The organism is Butyrivibrio hungatei DSM 14810 (assembly GCF_900143205.1).
GTDB lineage: Bacteria > Bacillota > Clostridia > Lachnospirales > Lachnospiraceae > Butyrivibrio > Butyrivibrio hungatei.
In genome coordinates, this window is the sequence record NZ_FRDH01000004.1 from 67,106 (window position 1) to 87,012 (window position 19,907).

Genomic DNA, 19,907 nt, shown 5'->3' on the forward strand with positions numbered 1-19,907 from the left:
CGGAGCCTTTATGGAAAAAGAGAGACTGAACACCGCCAGGACAATCACTATATATGATATAGCAGCGGAGGCAGGAGTATCTGCGTCCACTGTATCTCGAGTACTTACTGGAAGTGCGTCTGTTCGTAAAGAGAAAAAAGAAAAAATCCAAAAAATAATTGAAAAATACAACTTTAAGCCTAACGCGCTGGCTAAAGGTTTGTCAGATACTGCAACCAAGAACATTGGCATCATTGCAGCAGATGTGAGAAACCCATATTATTCAGCGCTATTTGTGTCATGCGAGATTGCTGCTGAAAAGGCTGGATATAGCGTAGGTCTTGTTAACTCTCTTGGATTTAGTGAGAGAGAAAAAAATGAGCTTGATGTACTGCTTCAGCAGAGAGTTGATGCGATCATACAGATGGGCGGAAGTGTTGATGATCTTATAACAGATGACTCTTATGCAGAAAAAGTAAGAGGCATCTGTGATAATACGCCTGTGATCGTGACAGGTAAGCTTGATAAGACACCAGCTCATAGTGTGGTTATTGATGAGTCACGTGCTATGAATCTGGTAATGGAGCATCTTATCGGACTAGGCCACAAGAAGATAGCACTTGTTGGCGGTGAGATGAGAGTTGCTTCAACTTTTAACAAGTATAAGATGTATCAGGAGATACTTAGAAAATATGGCATAGAAGAACGTGGAGAGTACGTTGTAAACGGTACCTATGACCCAGAGACGGGATATGATGCTACTAACAAGATCCTTTCTCTTGATGATAGACCTACTGCGATCATTGCTATCAACGACTTTGCAGCCAGTGGAGCACTTAGAAGTATCAGAGAGCATAAGCTTCATATTCCAGAAGATATTTCGGTTGTGAGTTTCGATAACACATATATTGCTGATCTTACAGTTCCAAAGCTTACAAGTGTTGACTATGATTATGTTGCATATGGCAAATTGCTCATAGATACTGCTATCAGAGCAGCTGAAGGAAAAGAGGTAGAAAAGATACAGAAGATAGATCCAAGGCTTGTTTTGAGAGAGAGCAGCGGACCATGTAAAGGATGAACTGGATTATTGTATACAATCTTTGGCATAATTCACAAAAAACAGGGGATGTTTCATAAAGAACTTCCCCTGTTTTGTTGCATAATGACAAATTTGCAATCGGTTTCAAAAATTCAATTGACTATATCTAGGCAATTGTGATTAAATAATAATATGAAATCGGTTGCAAAAAGTAATAATGCACAATATGGGGACTGTGATTAGTACACAACTGATAGCAAGTAGGAGGAAATTATGAGTAAAAGTAACAAAACACCCTCTACTACAGGAGTAAAAAAGCGCACTGTTTGGGAAACACTCTGGAGATACAGAGTACTTGAGCTTATGTGCTTGCCTGCAGTAGTATTTTTCTTTTTATTTAGTTATATGCCAATGCCGGGTATTTGGGTAGCATTTGTAAAATATAACTATCGTGACGGTATCTTCGGAAGTAAGTTCGTAGGAATTGACAATTTTAGATTCCTTGCTGAGTCTGGTAAATTGTTTGAGCTTACTAAGAATACTATCCTTTATAATATCGCATTTATTATCTTGGGTAACTTCCTTGCTATCTTCGTAGCTATTCTTCTTAATGAGATGCAGGGCAAGCTTTTCAAAAAAGTATCACAGACAATGATGTTCCTTCCATATTTCATTTCACAGGTTCTTGTAGGAATTCTTGTTTATAACCTTTTGAACTATGACTACGGTTTTGTAAATGAGATCCTTACAGCACTTGGAAGAGAAAAATGGGGTCCATACTCAGATGCTTCTGTTTGGCCAGTGATTCTTGTAATCGTTCACTTATGGCAGCAGACAGGTTACAACTCAGTTGTTTATTTTGCAGCTATCTGTGGTATTGATGCAGAGATCATTGAGGCTGCCAAGGTTGACGGAGCTAATGCATTCCAGAAGATCAGATACATCATTCTTCCAGGACTTAAGCCAACAATCGTAATTCTTCTTTTGTTTGCTCTTGGTGGAATCGTTAAAGGTAACTTTGGTCTGTTCTACAACATTATTGGAACAAATTCACTTCTTTATTCAACAACAGATATTATTGAGACATTCGTATATAGAGCTACTGTTACAGACTTCAACTTCTCTACGGCTTCAGCAGTAGGACTTTATCAGTCAATCATTGGTTTTGTAATGGTTATGGCTGTTAACTTCATTGTTAAGAAGATTGACCCAGATTATTCATTATTCTAAGAAAGAAGGAGGTCAGAAGAAATGTCTAAAAAGAATGAACAAGTAGAAATGACTGGTGTAAAAGTTAAACTTGGAACATCAGATATTATTATTAGAACTGTAGGATATGTACTGATCACCTTTTACGCACTTGCCTGCGTATTTCCTTTCCTAATTATTGTTGGTACATCTTTTACTAATGAAGCAGTTATCAGAGCTGAAGGTGTTAAGCTCATTCCTAAGGATTTCACACTTAAGGCTTATGAGATGGTTGTAAGAGGAGGAATGATCTGGAAGTCATATGGTCTTACAATTACTCTTACACTTTTCGGTACAGTATGTGGACTTCTTATTATTGCAATGACAGGATATGCGCTTCAGAGAAAGGATTTCCCTCTCAGAAATGCAATTTCCTTCTATATTTACTTTACATCACTGTTTTCAGCAGGTCTTGCACCATATTACCTTCTGATGACACAGACATATAAGCTTAATGACAGCTATTTAGCAGTATTTTTCCCACTTCTTATGTCACCATGGCTTATCATTCTTATGAAGAACTTCGTTAAAGCTATTCCTCATGAGATCACAGAGTCAGGTAAGATCGATGGAGCTGGAGACCTTACAATTTTTGTAAAGCTCATCCTTCCAATGCTTAAGCCTGCACTTGCTACAATAGGTCTTTTCCTTGCACTTGGTTACTGGAATGAGTGGTATCAGTCATCACTTTTCCTTAGCTCAAGAGTTGCAGTTAAGCCTCTTCAGTTCCAGCTTTACAAGGTAGTAAATGAAACACAGGCTCTTAAGAACTCAATTGCAGGACAGTACATCACACTTACAGATGTTCCTACAGAGTCACTTAAGATGGCTACAGCGGTAATGGCTACAGGTCCTATCGTATTCCTTTACCCATTCGTTCAGAAATACTTTATTGGTGGTATTACAGTTGGTGCAGTAAAAGGCTAAACTGAGTTCTTGGCGAGGTATTTACGAGCCTAGAAACGAAGTTTGTTCTGGCGAGCGAAGCGAGAGCAGAACTTCCTTGTTCTATCAAGTATATAGCGAAGCGAGAGCAGAACTTCCTTGTTCTATCAAGCGAGAGCAGAACTTTCTTATACATCAACGGGGCAAATATTTTAACGGGATACAAAAAACAATATAATGTATGTAACTCACAATGTGAGTTCAGATATTTTCTTACTAAAGGAGGAAAGAAATGAAGAAAAAGTTATTAGCAGCATTACTTAGCGTAAGCATGGTAATGGGAATCGCAGCTTGCGGCTCATCTAACACTGGTAGTGAGACAGCAGCAAATCAGACTGCAACAGATGGTACTGCAACATCAGCAGATGCATCAGCAGCTGACATCGACACATCAGAGCATGTAGTAATCACATACATGACAACTGGTGGTGCTCCAGAAGGAAACCAGACAGATGCAATGCTTGAGCAGCTTAACAAGATCCTTACAGAGAAGGTTAACGCTGAGCTCGAAGTTTACTACATCGACTGGACAGATTATCTTTCAAACTACAACCTTACACTTGCACGTATGGACGGAACTGTAGACCTTGTTGGTACAGCTTCTGACTGGCTTGATGCTTGGCCAAATGCAAAGAATGGTGCTTTCCTTGAGCTTTCAGAGGATATGCTTAAGACATATGCTCCTAAGACATGGGAATCAGTATCACCTGAGCACTGGGATCTTTGTAAATACAATGGCAACATCTACCTTATACCAGAAGATAACTATGCACAGTGGACTAACCACGGTTTCGCTTATCGTCTTGACTGGGCTAAAGAAGCTGGTCTTGCAGATGGTGTAAAGAGCTGGGAAGATCTTACAACATACTTCAAGTATGTAAAAGAGACATATCCAGACGTTATTCCTTGGGATTCAGACGGAACACAGTACGCTACAATGGTTGGTGGATGGATCCAATCTCACTCTAACTATGTACCTATCGATGGTATCAACAGTGGCGCTATGTGGGGTGGTACAAAGGATGACCTTTACACAGTATATTCACCTTATGTAACAGATACAGATTCACTTGTTGAGTTTGCTAAGATGATGAAGGAGTGGGATGAGATCGGCGTTTGGAAGACAGACGTACTTAACAACACAACTTCAGATAACAGAGAAGATTACAAGATTGGTCGTGTAGCAGCTGAGCAGCACCACACACAGACTTGGACAGATCTTTGCTCACACAAAGATGGTTACACAATCTATGATGATCCTAAGGCAGAGACAGGCTTCTTCTACTTTGGTGAAGAGTCTCAGAACCTTGTAGCTCTTTCAATCACACACGGTGCTATGGCTGTATCAGCAGCTTCTAAGAACCCTGAGAGAGCACTTATGGTTTATGACCTTATCAGAAATGATCCAGAGTGCTACAGACTTTTCAACTATGGTGTTGAAGGCGTATCATACGAGATCACAGAAGATGGCATGAGAAAGACTCCAGACGGATACAACTCAGCTACAGACGGAATCTCAGTTAACTACTGGTGGGGACGTAACGATGATCTCGAAGTTAAGGATGCAACTCTTAACTGGGATGCTATCGAGAAGCTCTATTCAGAGTATGACAAGATCAAGATCGACTATCCATATGGACAGTTCGTTCCTGATGTAGATGACATTCAGTCAAAGATTGATAACATCAATGATATCCACACAACTTACATGAAGCAGATTGCATTCGGTAAGTACACAGGAACAGCAGAAGAGATCGTTGCTGAATATCAGGACGCTCTTAAGAAGGCTGGTATTGATGATGTAACTGCAGCTCTTCAGGCACAGTTTGATGCACTTTATAAGTAATCACCTGGCGAGGTTCTTTCGACCCTGGTGTACTACTTAGTTCTGGCGAGCATAGCGAGATCAGAACATCCTTAGAAGGATAAGTATAAAGGTAAAAAGGGAATACTGTTTCTATTGGAGCAGTATTCCCTTTATTAATGAAAAGGAAACTTTTGACATCAAAATAGTTTACATAAATTTTGTTTTTATCTATGGGTTTCAACGGATGCTGGAGCAAATAAATAAGAACAAATCGTTAAAGAGGATATATAAAGGGGAAATCTATTATGAGCAGATTTGAAATCAAAGACACTTTTTATTTAGATGGCAAGCCATTTAAGGTAATCTCAGGTTCTTTTCACTACTTCAGAACAGTACCTGAATATTGGGTAGACAGACTTGAGAAATTAAAGGCTCTTGGCTGCAATACTGTAGAAACTTATATTCCATGGAATCTCTGCGAGCCAAAGAGAGGAACATTCGTATTTGACGGAATGCTTGATATTGAGAAGTTCATTCAGACAGCTACAGAGCTTGGACTTTATATCATCATCAGACCTTCTCCATATATCTGCGCAGAGTGGGAATTTGGTGGACTTCCAGCATGGCTCTTAAAAGATAGAAATATGAGACTTCGTGTAAGCTACAAACCGTTCCTTGATGCAGTAGAAGAGTATTACAACGTTCTTATGCCAAAGCTTACAAAGTATCAGGTAGACAACGGTGGAAACATCATCCTCATGCAGGTTGAGAACGAATATGGCTACTATGCAAATGACCATGAATACATGAAATTCATGAGAGATCTTATGAAGAAAAATGGTGTTACAGTACCACTTATTTCTTCAGACGGTCCATACCATGAGAGCTTCCGCGGTGGTTCTGTAGGAGACGTACATCCTACAGGAAACTTCGGATCCAAGACTGAAGAAAGATTTGACGTTATCAAGGATTACGCAAATGGCGGCCCACTTATGTGCGCTGAATTCTGGGTTGGCTGGTTTGATCACTGGGGCAATGGCGGACATATGAAGGGCAATCTTGTACAGAGTACAGAAGACCTTGATAAGATGCTTGAGCTTGGAAACGTGAGTATTTATATGTTCCAGGGTGGCACAAACTTTGGATTTACAAATGGTTCAAACTATTACAACGAACTTACTCCGGATGTTACAAGCTATGATTATGATGGTATTCTCACAGAGGATGGACAGATCACAGAAAAGTATCTAAAATACAAAGAGGTTATCTCTAAGTATGCTCCTATACCTGAGGTTAAGTTCAGTACACAGATCAAGAGAAAGAGCTATGGTAAGCTTACATGCACAGACAAAGTCAGCTTATTCTCTGTAATCGATGACCTTAGCACACCTGTACATCTTCCATACACTGTAAACATGGAAGAACTTGACCAAAGCTACGGATATATCCTTTATAGAAGCAGACTTCATTCAGAAGCAGGAATTGCTAAGCTTCGTCTTTGGGAGACAGCAGATAGAGCAAATGTATTTGTGGATGAGAATCCACTTATCACACTCTATGATCGTGAACTCGAGGAAGAACACAATATTCCTATGGAAAAGTATCTTGCATGCAGTGAGGCTGCACGCAATCTCGCAGGCAAGTTTATGATGGAGAAGGGCTTAAGTCCTGAAAACGCAGCAGAAGCTATAGGTGAAGCAGGCCTTTCTACAGGCTCTTTTGCTGGACTTAATGAGAAGTTTGATGTTCTCGTTGAAAATATGGGAAGAGTTAACTTCGGACCTAGAATGGAGACTCAGAGAAAGGGCATTGGCAGATGTGTGCAGATCAACGGCCACATTCATAACGATTGGGACATCTATACACTGCCACTTGACAATACTGATAAAATAGATTTCGCGAAGGAATACAAAGAGAATACTCCTGCCTTCTACAAATTCGCATTTGAAGCAGATGAAAAATGTGATACTTTCCTTGATTTTGAAGGATGGGGCAAGGGTGTGATCTTCATCAACGGCTTTAATCTTGGTAGATTCTGGGAGATCGGACCTCAGAAGAGACTTTACATACCTGGACCACTTCTCAAAGAGGGTACAAACGAGATTATCGTATTTGAGACTGATGGTAAGGTTCGTGACACTATCGAATTAAAAGATACACACGATATAGGCTGAGAGCAGTAATTCCTTGTGAATATAATATTAGCAAAAAATATGAGGGAACATGGATACAAAACGAATTACACTCACTAATAACTGGAAATTCCACTATGGGGAATGCGAGGATGCATGGTACAAGGGCTATGATGACAGTAGCTGGGAGGATGTTACTATTCCTCATGACTTTTCAGTGTCGGCACCATTTTCTAAGGAATACTCCAGTGGTACGGGATACCTGCGCGGGGGAATAGCCTGGTATAGACTATTTGTACGTATTCCGGAAGAGTACCGTGACAAGAGACTTACTCTTGTTTTTGATGGAATTTACAAGAATAGCATGGTGTGGGTCAACAGTTATTACATGGGTAAAAGACCTTACGGCTATTCAGAGATTTCCTATGACATTTCTCAGCAGGCAAGCTTTGGCGATGAGCTTACTGAGATAAGTGTCAAGGTTATCCACACAGATATAGCAGATTCCAGATGGTTTACAGGAAGTGGTATTACCAGAAAAGTATCACTTGTTGTATCCGAGAAGGTTGCACCTGTTAATAATGGCATTTTCTTTTCCTGCAAAGCTGTTGAGAAGCAGGGGAAAAAGAATGTTGCCAAGGTTATGGTGAAGAATGAGATCTTCTGCGGAATACCTGGAGCAGGCAAGAAAAAGAAGACAAAGATCATATCACAGAGTACTCTCCTTGATAACAATGGCAAAAATGTTCTTGTAATGCAGGGAGAATTAAATGCTCTTGAGGGAAGCACTGAGACAGTAACTTTAGAGGGCAATCTTAATTCTCCAAAGCTATGGTCACCTGATTCACCATATCTTTATACTTTGGAAACCAGACTTTCTGTTGATGGCAAGAGCTATCTCGTTGACACCAGAAAAGTCGGTGTCCGCACTTTTTCTTTTGACCCAAATAAGGGATTCTTCCTTAATGAGAAGAGTACGAAATTTAAGGGCGTGTGTGTACACCACGACGGCGGATGTCTCGGTGCTGCCATGAAAAAAGAGGTATGGAGAAGGAGACTAGAGCTTCTCAAAAAGTCGGGCTGTAATGCCATCAGATGCAGTCACAATCCTCATATGCCAGAACTCTATGACCTGTGCGATGAGATGGGCTTTATGATGATGGATGAAGCCTTTGATGAGTGGGAGAATCCCAAAAATAAATGGTCAACAGGCCACAATGTCTACCCGCCAAAGCATCAAGGCTATTACGAAGACTTCCCAATGTGGCATGAGATCGATCTTCGCACAATGGTAAGGAGAGATAGAAATCATCCTTCAGTTATCATCTACAGCGTTGGTAACGAGATAGATTATCCAAATGATCCATATTGCCATCCAATGTTCACTGAGATGACAGGCAATAACGACAATAATAAGCCAGCCAAGGAGAGACAGTACGATCCAAACAAGCCAAATATGGAGAGACTTGCCATTCTTGTAAAAGAGCTTGCAAATATAGTCAAGGATGAAGACAGCACAAGACCAGTTACTGTGGCTGCTGCTTTTCCAGAGCTTTCAACCAAGATTGGCTTTATCGATGAGCTGGATGTTGTTGGTTACAACTATAAAGAACATCTTTATGAGCAGGACCACAAGCGCTTCCCTAAGAAGACATTCCTTGGAAGCGAGAATAGTCACAGTCTGGAAGCTTGGAATGCTGTAAAAGACAATGATTATATCTGTGGACAGTTCCTTTGGACTGGAATAGATTATTTGGGCGAGGCCCTTGGATGGCCTGTAAGAGGTGCATCTTCAGGATTTATCACAACAGCTGGTTTCCCTAAGCCAGAGTTCAATGTTAGAGCTGAGCTTTGGGGCGGAACGAGGATTAAAGAGAAAAAGACTGACGAAGTTAAGGTAGAACTCTGGAAACCAGAAATGTGCCTTGATATGAACTTCAAGGATGAATTTATCGAAAACCACAAGGAAATCGGATATTTATTCCAGGTGATCGTAAAAGTTCCTGAAGGTATGGAAGACAAGGATATCATGGTTCAGGTAACTGGTGCTGGAGAACTTGCAGGAATCGATAACGGAGACCTTTCAGATCTTACACCTTATACAGCCAATTACCGTAAGACACTCAATGGAGAGCTTGTAGTCTACATCAGAAGACTTGCTACAGGCAAGATAAACGTTGTAGTCAGAGAAGTAAACGGCGAAAAATCCAGCATTATCTCAAAGGTAAATATTTGATATTGTTGAATCAGTGCGCAGATGATATTATTTTCATCTGCGTTTCTTTTACAACTTTGAATGGTAAGTTTAACACATTGAAAGAATTTTATTACTACGCTATAATTTATTATTGAAGCAGGTCTTTCTGCAGGAAAAAAAGTTTTGTGAGGTTTTTATGTCATCAATTATCCAGAATAGTCAGGTTTTTAATAACGAGGTTCCTTTTTGCAGAGTATATAGTGTTGAGAGCAAAAAGCAATTAGAAGAGCGTTTCCTTGCTCATCGTATTTCATATTTTATTGAGTGGCAGGACAGATCTTTTTTACAGAGATTATTCGATAGAAGTGGAAGCAAGATCGTATGCACCTTCAAGATCAACAAGGGTGAGCTTGCAAGAGCCAAGGCGCTTGCTCAGGGAATCGAAGGTATCAAGTTTAAGGACTACGGTGAAGAGATCAAGACAGAGCGCATCCGCAAGAGAAGCGATTCAGCGTTCAAAGATAGTGAAGATATGGAGATGCCTTCACTTAAGTTCGAAAACAGTACTGATGATTATGAGGAAGAAAAGAAGTAAGATTTCACTAGGGGATTTAGACAAATCCCCTATTTTTGCGTTTTATTTGAGGTAGGAATTTATGGCAGAGAAAAGAAATTATGGTCCAAAGAAAGATACAAAAAGAGGACCTAAAAAAGAAAATAATGGTGGAAAAAAGTATCCGTCTAAGGTTGCATCTAAGGCAGTAGTAAAGGGGAGCTCAAGATTTGCTAAGAAGCAGGAAGCAAATGCTGATAGCAAGAAGAGCCGTTGCCCATACTTTAAGAAGTGCGGGGCTTGTCAGATGATCGATACTCCTTATGACAAGCAGCTTCGTCAGAAGCATGCGCATGTTCAGGAGCTTCTTGAACCATTTACAAGAGTTGCTTCATTTGTAGGAATGGAAGAGCCAGAGCACTATAGATGTAAAGTTCATGCAGTATTTACCCATGACAAGAAGGGTAATCCTTTATCTGGTATATACAGAGAAGGCACCCATGAAGTTGTGCCTATAGATTCATGTCTTTTGGAAGATCAGAAGGCAGATGCCATTATTGCTTCTATCCGTGGAATGCTCAAGTCATTTAAGATCAAGACATATGATGAAGACAATGGCTTTGGACTCCTTCGCCATGTTCTTATCAGAATAGGCAAGCATACAGGGGAAATCATGGTTGTTCTGGTTACAGTTTCACCTATTTTCCCTTCAAAGAACAATTTTGTTAAGGCGCTTAGAAAAGAGCATCCTGAGATCACAACGATCGTTCAGAATATCAATGACAAGCAGACCAGCATGGTTCTTGGAGATAGAGAAAAGCCTATGTATGGACCAGGCTTTATCTATGACATTTGCTGTGGCATGAAGTTCAAGATCAGTCCTAAGTCTTTTTATCAGGTAAATCCTATACAGACTGAGATTCTCTACAATACAGCAATTGAGATGGCAGATCTAAAGGGAGATGAAGTAGCTCTTGACTGCTATAGCGGTGTTGGTACCATCGGTATCATCGCAAGTCCTCATGTAAAAGAGGTTATTTCTGTTGAGCTCAACAAGGATGCCGTTAAGGATGCCAAGCTCAACGCCAAGATAAATGAAGTAAAGAATATTACTTTCTATGAGAATGATGCAACAAGATTCATGCAGCAGATGGCTGAGTCAGGAGATAAGGTAGATCTCGTATTCATGGATCCTCCAAGATCAGGCTCTACACCAGAGTTCATTGAATCTCTAAGGATTCTTGGACCAAAGAAGGTAGTATATATCTCCTGTAGCCCAGACTCTCTTGCAAGAGACCTTGGTATCATGACCAAGAAAGGATTTAAGGTTGAGAAGGCAGTTCCGGTTGATATGTTCCCATTTACTAGGAGCATTGAGACGGTCGTTCTCTTAACGAAAACGACCTGATGAGCCATGGGGACGGGGTTAGTAGCTCATGCGCGTTTCTTTGATGAAGAAACAAGAAAGAAAATGCCAAAATGTAGCTATAGAAAATATACGATAAGCGAAATTATAAATTCGATGATAAAAAGTGGATTTAGCTTAAAGCAGTTTGATGAGCATCCTTCGTGGGAAGGCGATAGGCTTCCTGGGGAGTTTACGGCTATTGACTTGAAAGCGTAAATATATAAAATGCATAGAACAAATGTTAATTAAAAAAGGAGAAAAGGAGTGCTACCATCAGTTGACGAAGCATTAAAAGAACTAGATATAGCTGAAGAATTAAATCCTGGACCATGGGTTAAGCATTCAATAAAATAATTGCAGTAGCTTTGTTTAATACAGAGCATAATCAGTATCTAGCTACTGATTATGAAGCTTTTACTATTTTTCGTTCAAAGGGACTATTTGCTCATCTTATAAAGAAAAATCATTTTCAAGCAGCTAAATATTTAGATGATTTACCGGAAATAATCACTAATCCTGATTATATAGGACTGAATGGAACATCATTTGAAATGGTAAAATGCTATAAGGAGAATATATTTATCACAATAAAACTTGATGTTAAGAAAAATCAGTATTTTGTTGCGACAATGTTTGACATAAAGAAAGGCAAACTTGACTCCTATGTTGAATCTGGGAGGCTTATTAAAATTACTTGACTATACGAAAATATCGATGATATACTTCAGGCATAAGAACATTTGACGAGCAGGAAAGGCACCCTGCGCTCCCTTAGTGGAACCTGATATGATGGATACGCCGCCCATCCAAATGTTTTTCATAAAACACAGATATGTGTTTATACAGCGGATAATGTCAAGATCCTGATAGATGCTGCTGAATAATAATAGATTCTTTGGGAACGGGTTTTTTACCGCGGATCATGTTACAGTGTGCGGGTTGCTCGTTCTTTTTCTTTATCATTTTAGAAGGGATGAACCGTTTGGTTTAGAAGATTAGATATCTCTATGGACTTGTGATAGATGTTTAGCCATCTGCAATTGAGAAGTGCCTCAAAGGCTTGACTATGGTAAGATATAGACATGTGTTTCGTAATGAAGTGCATGTCTTTTTATTTTGTTGAAAATGGGGAGAATACTAGCATGGAAAGACTATTACAAGAATTCATAATAAAATCCCAAGAAATAATAAAAGATAATCTGACAGGTATTTACCTGCACGGTTCAGCCGTTATGGGTTGCTTTAATCCAGAAAAAAGCGACCTAGACCTGATAGTTGTAGTAAATGAGCCAATGACTGATGGTACTAAGCGCAGTTTTATGGATATGATAGTGGAGCTTAATAAGATGGCTCCAGCAAAGGGCATTGAAATGAGCATTGTTACAAAAGCTATTTGCAAACCTTTTGTATATCCAACGCCATTTGAACTACACTTCTCTGTAGCACATCTTGGCTGGTACAATGATAATCCAGAGGATTACATTCAGAAGATGAAGGGCGAAGACACAGATATTGCGGCACATTTTACAATAATAACTAAAAGAGGTAAGTGCCTCTGGGGATTTCCAATTGAGGAAGTTTTTGCTGAAGTTCCAAAGGCTGATTATATGGCTTCAATATGGGATGATATAGCAGAAGCTGGGGAAGATATTGTGGATAACACCATGTACATCACGCTCAATCTAGCTAGGGTACTAGCTTATAAGAAAGAAGAACTGATCCTTTCCAAGAAGGAAGGTGGAGAGTGGGCTTTGGATAATGTTCCCACAGAGTATCATACACTGATTAAATCTGCGCTGAGTGAGTATGCAGAGAATAGCAAAGAAAAATACGACTTTGAACTAGCTAAGAGCTACGCAGAATATATGCTTAATGAAATAAAATGAGCCACAAACCCCGTCCCTATGGCTCATTTTTGGAGGGAAAACATGAATATAGGAAAAATAGTATGTCAGACTATGATGAAAAGATAATCCGAAAAGCCATAACTGTATATGGCTTTGTTCAAGGCGTAGGCTTTAGATACAGAACAGTTCACGCTGCCAACCTTGTTGGCGCAACGGGCTGGGTACGTAATAACCCCGACGGTTCAGTTTCCATGGAGATTCAAGGAACGGAGCAGCAAATTGATAGAGTATTCCAAATGATCGAGCAAGGAACTTACGTTAACATCGAGCGCATGGATGTGAAGTCGATTCCGGTAATCGAGGACGAGAGAGGATTTTATGGGGACTAGCATAAATGATTTATTTACATAATTGATGAAGAGTTAATAGATTATTTATAGATAAAATACAGTAGATTGAATATAAAGTATTATAATTTTGAATATAAAAAGACTTTGAGATATCTCAAAGTCTTAGAATCTTAACATATATGCCGCACAATGCGGGCAAACGATGTCGGCTTAAGCCTTATTTGCACTCACCTTGTTAGATAAATAAATTATATCATTAAATATACTAATGTCAATTAAACTAGTTTGGAGGGTATTATATGGGTAATAATGCTGGAAAGTATTACGTTGGACTTGATATGGGAACAGAATCAGTTGGTTGGGCTGTTACTGATGAAAACTATGCTTTGTTGCGAGCAAAAGGAAAAGATATGTGGGGGGCTAGGCTGTTCCCATCTGCACAGACAGCTGCAGACCGCCGTTCTTATAGAGTAAGCCGTCGGCGACGCCAAAGAGAAGTGGCAAGAATTAATTATCTAAAAATGTGCTTCGCTGATGCAATTCAAAAGATTGATTCTGGGTTTATGCTCAGATTGGATGAAAGTAAATATTTTTATGAAGATAGGAGCGAGGAAAACAAACAGAGTTTTTCTGTATTCAATGACAAGGAATTTACAGATAGGGAATATTTTAAAAAATATCCGACTATATACCATTTACGTTCAGAATTGTTGAAAAAAGACCCAATCGTTCCACACGATGTTAGATTGGTATATTTGGCATTGTTGAATATGTTTAAGCATAGAGGCAATTTTTTAAATAATTCTTTAAGTATAGATTCCAAAGGCGCCAATATTTCAGAGGCTTACAAGACCTTAGTTGACGTAGCTAGTTATTTTGATATTGCTTTTCCTAACGAAGTAAGTACAGAAGAATTGCAAAATATATTGAGTAGTCAAAATTTATCAAAAAGGGAAAAGTTAGAGAAACTATCAAACTTATTTGAATTCTCAAAAAAGACTAATCCAGAAGCATACGAAATATTGCAGCTATGTTGCGGCATGAAAGGAAAATTGCGCAACATTTTCGGAGAACTGATTGAAGAGGATAACAAAAACTTTTCATTATCTTTTTCTGATAGTAATTATGAAGAGGAAGCTACTGAGGCAATAGAGTTAGTGGGGGATGATTACTTTGAAATAGTAGCGGCAGCTAAAGAAATATATGACATTGGTCTACTAGCAAATATCATGAAAGGTGAGACCTATATTTCTGATGCACGAGTAGCGGACTATGATGCACATCATAAAGACCTTATCATACTTAAACAGGTTTTTAAAGAATATGATATTCAATCGTACGATGACTTTTTTAGAAAGATGGAAGAAGGGAATTATAGTGCGTACATTGGTAGCGTAAATTCCAAGTATGAAAAAACTCGTAGGAATGGCAATAAGGGAAGAAGTCAGGAAGACGTATACAAGACAATTAAAAATATAATCAAGAAATTTCCAGCAGAAGCGGATAAAGACCAAAGAGTTGCTTATATACTTGATAGGATTGAAAAAGGAATATTTATGCCTAAGCAACTTACAGGTTCTAACGGAGTTATTCCTAATCAAGTTCATGCACGAGAAATGAAACAGATATTGGATAATGCATCTACTTATTTACCTTTTCTCTGTGAAAAAGATGAATCTGGATTCACTACGTCAGAACGTATACTTAAAATGTTTATGTTCAATATTCCTTATTATGTTGGACCACTGGGGCAAGAATATCTTGATCAGCCAGGATATAATGTGTGGGCAAAAAGAATTGCAAATGGCCCAATTTATCCATGGAATATAAACGAAAAGATAGATGTAAATGAAGCAGCAGAGAAATTTATAGTTAGAATGTTAAGGAACTGCACTTATTTACATGACCAAAAAGCGCTTCCAAAACAATCTTTACTATATGAAAAGTTTACGGTACTTAATGAACTCAATAATTTACGTGTGTACGGAAATAAGATTTCTGTAGAAGAAAAGCAAGATATATTCAATGATTTATTCATGAGAGGCAAGAAAGTAACGCGAAAAACTCTGTGTAAATATCTTGTTGGTAAAGGGATAATTAGTAAAGATGACTCTGAGGATGAGATTATAAGCGGAATCGATGGAGATTTTAAAAATTATCTATCGTCTATGAATAAGTTTGAACCAATATTTGGAAGAGAGAATATATATGGCTCAAATAGGGAAATGATAGAAAAGATAATTTTCTGGGGGACAGTATTTGGTGATGACAGAAAGGTGTTAGAAGAAAAGATAACTGAAGCATATGGAGATAGCTTAGATGCGAATGTTATAAAGCGTATATCTGGCTTTAAATTCTCAGGATGGGGAAATCTATCAAGGGAATTTTTAGAGATGCCTGGAAAATCAGGATCATCAGAGGCTGATAAATCTATAATTATTCTACTGTGGGAAACTAATAACAACCTGATGGAATTACTTAGCTCTTCGTATTCTTTTAAGGAAGCACTAGAGAGCAAAAATTTAAAAAAACAAAAAGAATTGCTTGAATGGAATGAAGATGATTTAAGCGAATTATATTTATCACCATCTGTAAAAAGAATGGTATGGCAAACAATAAAAATACTTAAAGAAATATATCAAGTTACTCATAAAGAGCCAGAAAAGATATTTGTTGAAATGCCTCGAGAGGATAGCGAAAAGGGTAAAAGAACAGAATCTAGAAAGAAAAAGCTAGAAAGTTTGTATAAAGGTCAAAAGGAATTTCTAGATGCCATTGGAAAATATGATGAACATGATTTTAGGCAGAAGAAACTGTATCTATATTACTTACAGAATGGTAAGAGCATGTATACAGGAAATGAAATTGATCTTGAAAATCTTTTGAGCAACAATAGTAGATATGATATTGACCACATATACCCTAGACATTACATCAAAGATGATAGCTTAGATAATAATTTGGTTTTGGTTGAAAAAGAAATTAATAATGATATTAAAGGGGGAGACTATCCATTAGATTCTTCTATACAGGCTAGAATGGCTCCAATGTGGAAAGGGCTTCTCAGAAAGGGGTTTATCTCAAAAGAGAAGTATGATCGATTATTAAGGACTACGGAATTTACAGAGCAAGAGCAGGCTGACTTTATTGCTAGACAACTTGTTGAAACCAGACAAGGAACTAAGGCTATCACTCAAATTTTAAAGGAAGTATTTCCTAGTACAAAGGTAGTATTTTCAAAGGCTAATGTAGTTAGTTCTTTTAGACAAAAATATGATATTCCGAAAGTAAGATGTATGAATTCTTGCCATCATGCTCACGACGCGTATTTAAATATAGTTGTGGGTAATACTTATTATGTAAAATTTACAGCTAATCCTTTGAATTTTATAAAAGAAGCTGGCAAGAAGTGGAAAGATCCTTCATATCACTATCACATGGACAAGATTTTCAATTATCGTGTTGAAAGAAATGGTGAAGTTGCATGGGTTCCGCAGGTTGGTGATGATTCAGGAACAATTAAAAAAGTTAGAGCTACTATGTCTAAGGCATCAGTGTTATTAACAGCAAAAGCATATATGGTTCATGGCGGAATATCTAATAAGGCAACTATCTATTCTGCTAAAGAGGCACAGAGTAACCCTAACGCGTATTATCCAACCAAAACTTCTGATAGTAGATTAAAAGATGTTTCTAAGTATGGCGGAATAACTTCTATCGCTAATACTGCTTATGCGCTTGTGCAATATTCAGTTAAAGAAAACAAGAAAATTAGACAGCTAGTTGGTGTTCCAATTTATTTGGGAGACTGCAATAAGGATAGTGCTTTATTAGCCGAATATTTGCATGAGAAAGTAAAGGAGGATAATTCTAAAACTGAAATAAAAGACTTCTCAATAAGGTTATATCCAATAAGGTTTAATTCGACAATTAGTGTGGATGGTTTTACATACCTTGTTGGCGGTGCAACAGGTAATTATATCTATCTAAAAGATTTTGTTCCATTGTATCTTTCTAAATGGGCGACAGCATATCTAAAAAAGGTAGATAAGGCATGTAACATTTCTGACTTTGATGAAATTGCCGAGGGTAGTAAGGTTATTACTTCTGAGAACAATAAGAAATTGTATTTGGAGTTAACCGATAAATTGGGGAATACCATTTATAAGAATAAAAAGTCTAGTATTTTTACTGTAGTAAATGAAGGCATTTCTATATTTGATAAATTATCCATTGAACAACAGTGTAATGTGATAATGCAAATTGTTTTGTGGGTTAATTCAGCTGTGCAATCTGCTAATCTCATAGACTTAAAGGAAGTTGGGGGAGTTGCGCATGCGGGTGTATTAAGAATAAAGAATGCGATATCCGACTATGAAAAAGTATTTTTGGTAGAAAGATCCACACTTGGGCTTTATGAAAGAAAAGTTGATTTGTTAAAGGTATGAGCTGGAGAACAGTAGTAATATCGAGTGGAGCAAAATTAGATTATCAGATGGGATATCTTGTAGTAAGAGGAATGGAAACTACAAAGATATTTTTAAATGAGATTGGCACCCTTGTTATTGAATCTACAGCGGTGTCTTTTACGGCTGCACTCATGTGTGAATTAACTAAAAAGAAAGTCAAAGTAATTTTTTGCGATGAAAGGAGGAATCCATCGTCTGAACTAATTCCTTATTATGGCTCACATGATACCAGTGAAAAAATTAGATCACAAATTGCATGGACTGAAGAGAACAAAAAAGCAGTTTGGACGGAGATAGTAACTGAGAAAATCAGAAAGCAGAGAGATTTTTTGAGAGAGTTGGACAAAAATGAGTCAGAGCTATTAGATGGTTACATTTCCGAAATACAATTTGCGGATGAGTCTAATCGAGAAGGTCATGCAGCAAAGGTGTATTTTAATGCTCTTTTTGGAAAGGATTTTACCAGAACAACAGATATACCTATAAATGCGGCGCTTAATTATGGATATAGTATAGTTCTTTCATCCTTTACTAGAGAAGTTGTTTCTAATGGTTATATTACACAACTTGGATTGTTTCATGATAATATGTTTAACCAATTTAATCTTGCTTCTGATCTAATGGAGCCATTTAGAATACTGGTAGATAAAGTGGTGTATGATATGCAATTATCGTCGTTTGAGCACGAACAAAAAATGGAGTTGGTTAATATTCTTAATAGTGAAGTAAAAATAGGAAGCAGAACAGAATATGTAGCAAATGCAGTAAAAATATATTGTAAAAGTATATTTGATGCACTTAATGATGAAGATGTTTCTTTGATTAAATTTTATGATTTCTTATGAGCTATAGATATATGAGAATGCTGGTGATGTTTGATTTGCCTGTAGAAACAGCAAAACAACGAAAAGAATATGCCACTTTTAGAAAATTTTTAATTAAAAGTGGTTTTCTTATGTTGCAAGAATCAATTTACAGTAAAATAGTTCAAAATCCAGTGGCTGCCGATTCAGTAGTAAAATCGCTTAGAAAGAATAGACCACCTGAAGGATTGGTCCAGGTTTTAACAGTCACTGAAAAACAATTTGCTAAATCGGAATATATAGTAGGTGAATTTAAGTCTGATACGTTAACAACCGATGAGAGGTTAGTGATTTTATGAGATTCGCATATGATCCGTATTCTATATCGATAAATTTAGAAGAAGACAAAAGTACTATTATACAAATTGAAAACAGAAATGCATTTAGTGCAATATTAGCAGATTTGTATATGTTGGTTAATTATGGTGAAGGTGAATCTGCAATATATGATGAAGAGAAAAGCATTGATATCAAAAAATATGCAGAATTAATTATTGAGCCTTTCTCTATTGATTTAAATAGTAGAAAGATTAAGGCAAGACTTTATCAAGAAATAGAAGATGAAATTAGAGAAAATTTTTATTCAGATTTTTTAGATGTTAGCGGCGCTATTCAAATGTATATTGAAAAGATATCTGAAAATATACAGTATTCTATATCATTTCAAGATCATATAAGTATTGAAGATTTACTTAAGATAGAAAATATTCAGATGGACTATCCTTGCGACAATATTTGCGAAAAAATAAATATATACATGAAGTTGTTGAAATCAGCGTGTAAAATAGATACTATTTTTATTGCTGATATAAATAGATTTGTTAGTGAAAAAGAATTATCGGAGATTTTAGTTGACGCTAGATATAATAAGATAAATATTGTTCTTATTAATTCGTCTCCTATAAAAGATATTCCAGAGCAAACAAATTTATTTATTTTAGATGAAGAGTTATGCTTTTGGAAAGCATAAGAAATGCGTTATCTAACACCATTTACCTAATGGGACGGTTCGGTGAGAATTATAATTTGAGGTTTGAGAACCTTGTTAGATAAGAAAGGTACTAAAC

At 37.5% G+C, this 19,907-nt stretch carries 15 protein-coding genes; all 15 read left to right on the forward strand.

What is annotated here, in order from left to right:
• Positions 1-10 precede the first annotated feature (10 nt).
• The 15 genes from BUA02_RS04355 (at position 11) to csn2 (ending at position 19,810) form a co-directional block, all read left to right on the forward strand.
• Positions 11-1,060 carry a LacI family DNA-binding transcriptional regulator gene (locus BUA02_RS04355; protein ID WP_072701352.1) on the forward strand — a complete coding sequence of 350 codons (1,050 nt, stop codon included), beginning with the start codon at positions 11-13 and terminating at the stop codon, positions 1,058-1,060.
• Positions 1,061-1,294: 234 nt separating this feature from the next.
• Positions 1,295-2,251: an ABC transporter permease gene (locus BUA02_RS04360; protein ID WP_072701354.1), complete on the forward strand. Its 957-nt coding sequence runs from the start codon at positions 1,295-1,297 to the stop codon at positions 2,249-2,251.
• A 21-nt stretch (positions 2,252-2,272) separates the two neighbouring features.
• Entirely contained in the window at positions 2,273-3,196 is a 924-nt protein-coding gene (locus BUA02_RS04365; protein ID WP_083572650.1) for a carbohydrate ABC transporter permease, read from the forward strand.
• A 250-nt stretch (positions 3,197-3,446) separates the two neighbouring features.
• The gene (locus BUA02_RS04370) at positions 3,447-5,060 is read left to right on the forward strand and encodes an ABC transporter substrate-binding protein (protein WP_072701356.1); all 1,614 of its coding nucleotides are present in this window, start codon (positions 3,447-3,449) and stop codon (positions 5,058-5,060) included.
• Positions 5,061-5,326: 266 nt separating this feature from the next.
• On the forward strand, positions 5,327-7,195 hold the full coding sequence (locus BUA02_RS04375; protein WP_072701358.1) for a glycoside hydrolase family 35 protein: 1,869 nt from the start codon (positions 5,327-5,329) through the stop codon (positions 7,193-7,195).
• Positions 7,196-7,244: 49 nt separating this feature from the next.
• Entirely contained in the window at positions 7,245-9,389 is a 2,145-nt protein-coding gene (locus BUA02_RS04380; protein ID WP_072701360.1) for a glycoside hydrolase family 2, read from the forward strand.
• A 157-nt stretch (positions 9,390-9,546) separates the two neighbouring features.
• Positions 9,547-9,945: a hypothetical protein gene (locus BUA02_RS04385; RefSeq protein WP_072701362.1), complete on the forward strand. Its 399-nt coding sequence runs from the start codon at positions 9,547-9,549 to the stop codon at positions 9,943-9,945.
• A 61-nt stretch (positions 9,946-10,006) separates the two neighbouring features.
• Positions 10,007-11,311: a 23S rRNA (uracil(1939)-C(5))-methyltransferase RlmD gene (gene rlmD / locus BUA02_RS04390; RefSeq protein WP_072701364.1), complete on the forward strand. Its 1,305-nt coding sequence runs from the start codon at positions 10,007-10,009 to the stop codon at positions 11,309-11,311.
• A 365-nt stretch (positions 11,312-11,676) separates the two neighbouring features.
• Positions 11,677-12,009, forward strand: a complete 333-nt coding sequence (locus BUA02_RS04400; RefSeq protein WP_083572651.1) for a PBECR3 domain-containing polyvalent protein — start codon at positions 11,677-11,679, stop codon at positions 12,007-12,009.
• A gap of 444 nt (positions 12,010-12,453) precedes the next feature.
• Positions 12,454-13,197 carry an aminoglycoside adenylyltransferase domain-containing protein gene (locus BUA02_RS04405; protein WP_072701370.1) on the forward strand — a complete coding sequence of 248 codons (744 nt, stop codon included), beginning with the start codon at positions 12,454-12,456 and terminating at the stop codon, positions 13,195-13,197.
• Positions 13,198-13,259: 62 nt separating this feature from the next.
• The gene (locus BUA02_RS04410) at positions 13,260-13,547 is read left to right on the forward strand and encodes an acylphosphatase (protein ID WP_072701372.1); all 288 of its coding nucleotides are present in this window, start codon (positions 13,260-13,262) and stop codon (positions 13,545-13,547) included.
• Positions 13,548-13,807: 260 nt separating this feature from the next.
• Positions 13,808-17,956 carry a type II CRISPR RNA-guided endonuclease Cas9 gene (gene cas9, locus BUA02_RS04415; protein ID WP_072701373.1) on the forward strand — a complete coding sequence of 1,383 codons (4,149 nt, stop codon included), beginning with the start codon at positions 13,808-13,810 and terminating at the stop codon, positions 17,954-17,956.
• The gene (gene cas1 / locus BUA02_RS04420) at positions 17,953-18,822 is read left to right on the forward strand and encodes a type II CRISPR-associated endonuclease Cas1 (RefSeq protein WP_072701375.1); all 870 of its coding nucleotides are present in this window, start codon (positions 17,953-17,955) and stop codon (positions 18,820-18,822) included. Before cas9 ends, cas1 begins: the two co-directional genes overlap by 4 nt.
• A gap of 11 nt (positions 18,823-18,833) precedes the next feature.
• Entirely contained in the window at positions 18,834-19,139 is a 306-nt protein-coding gene (gene cas2 / locus BUA02_RS04425; RefSeq protein WP_072701377.1) for a CRISPR-associated endonuclease Cas2, read from the forward strand.
• Entirely contained in the window at positions 19,136-19,810 is a 675-nt protein-coding gene (gene csn2 / locus BUA02_RS04430) for a type II-A CRISPR-associated protein Csn2 (RefSeq protein ID WP_072701379.1), read from the forward strand. Before cas2 ends, csn2 begins: the two co-directional genes overlap by 4 nt.
• The last annotated feature ends 97 nt before the right edge of the window (positions 19,811-19,907 follow it).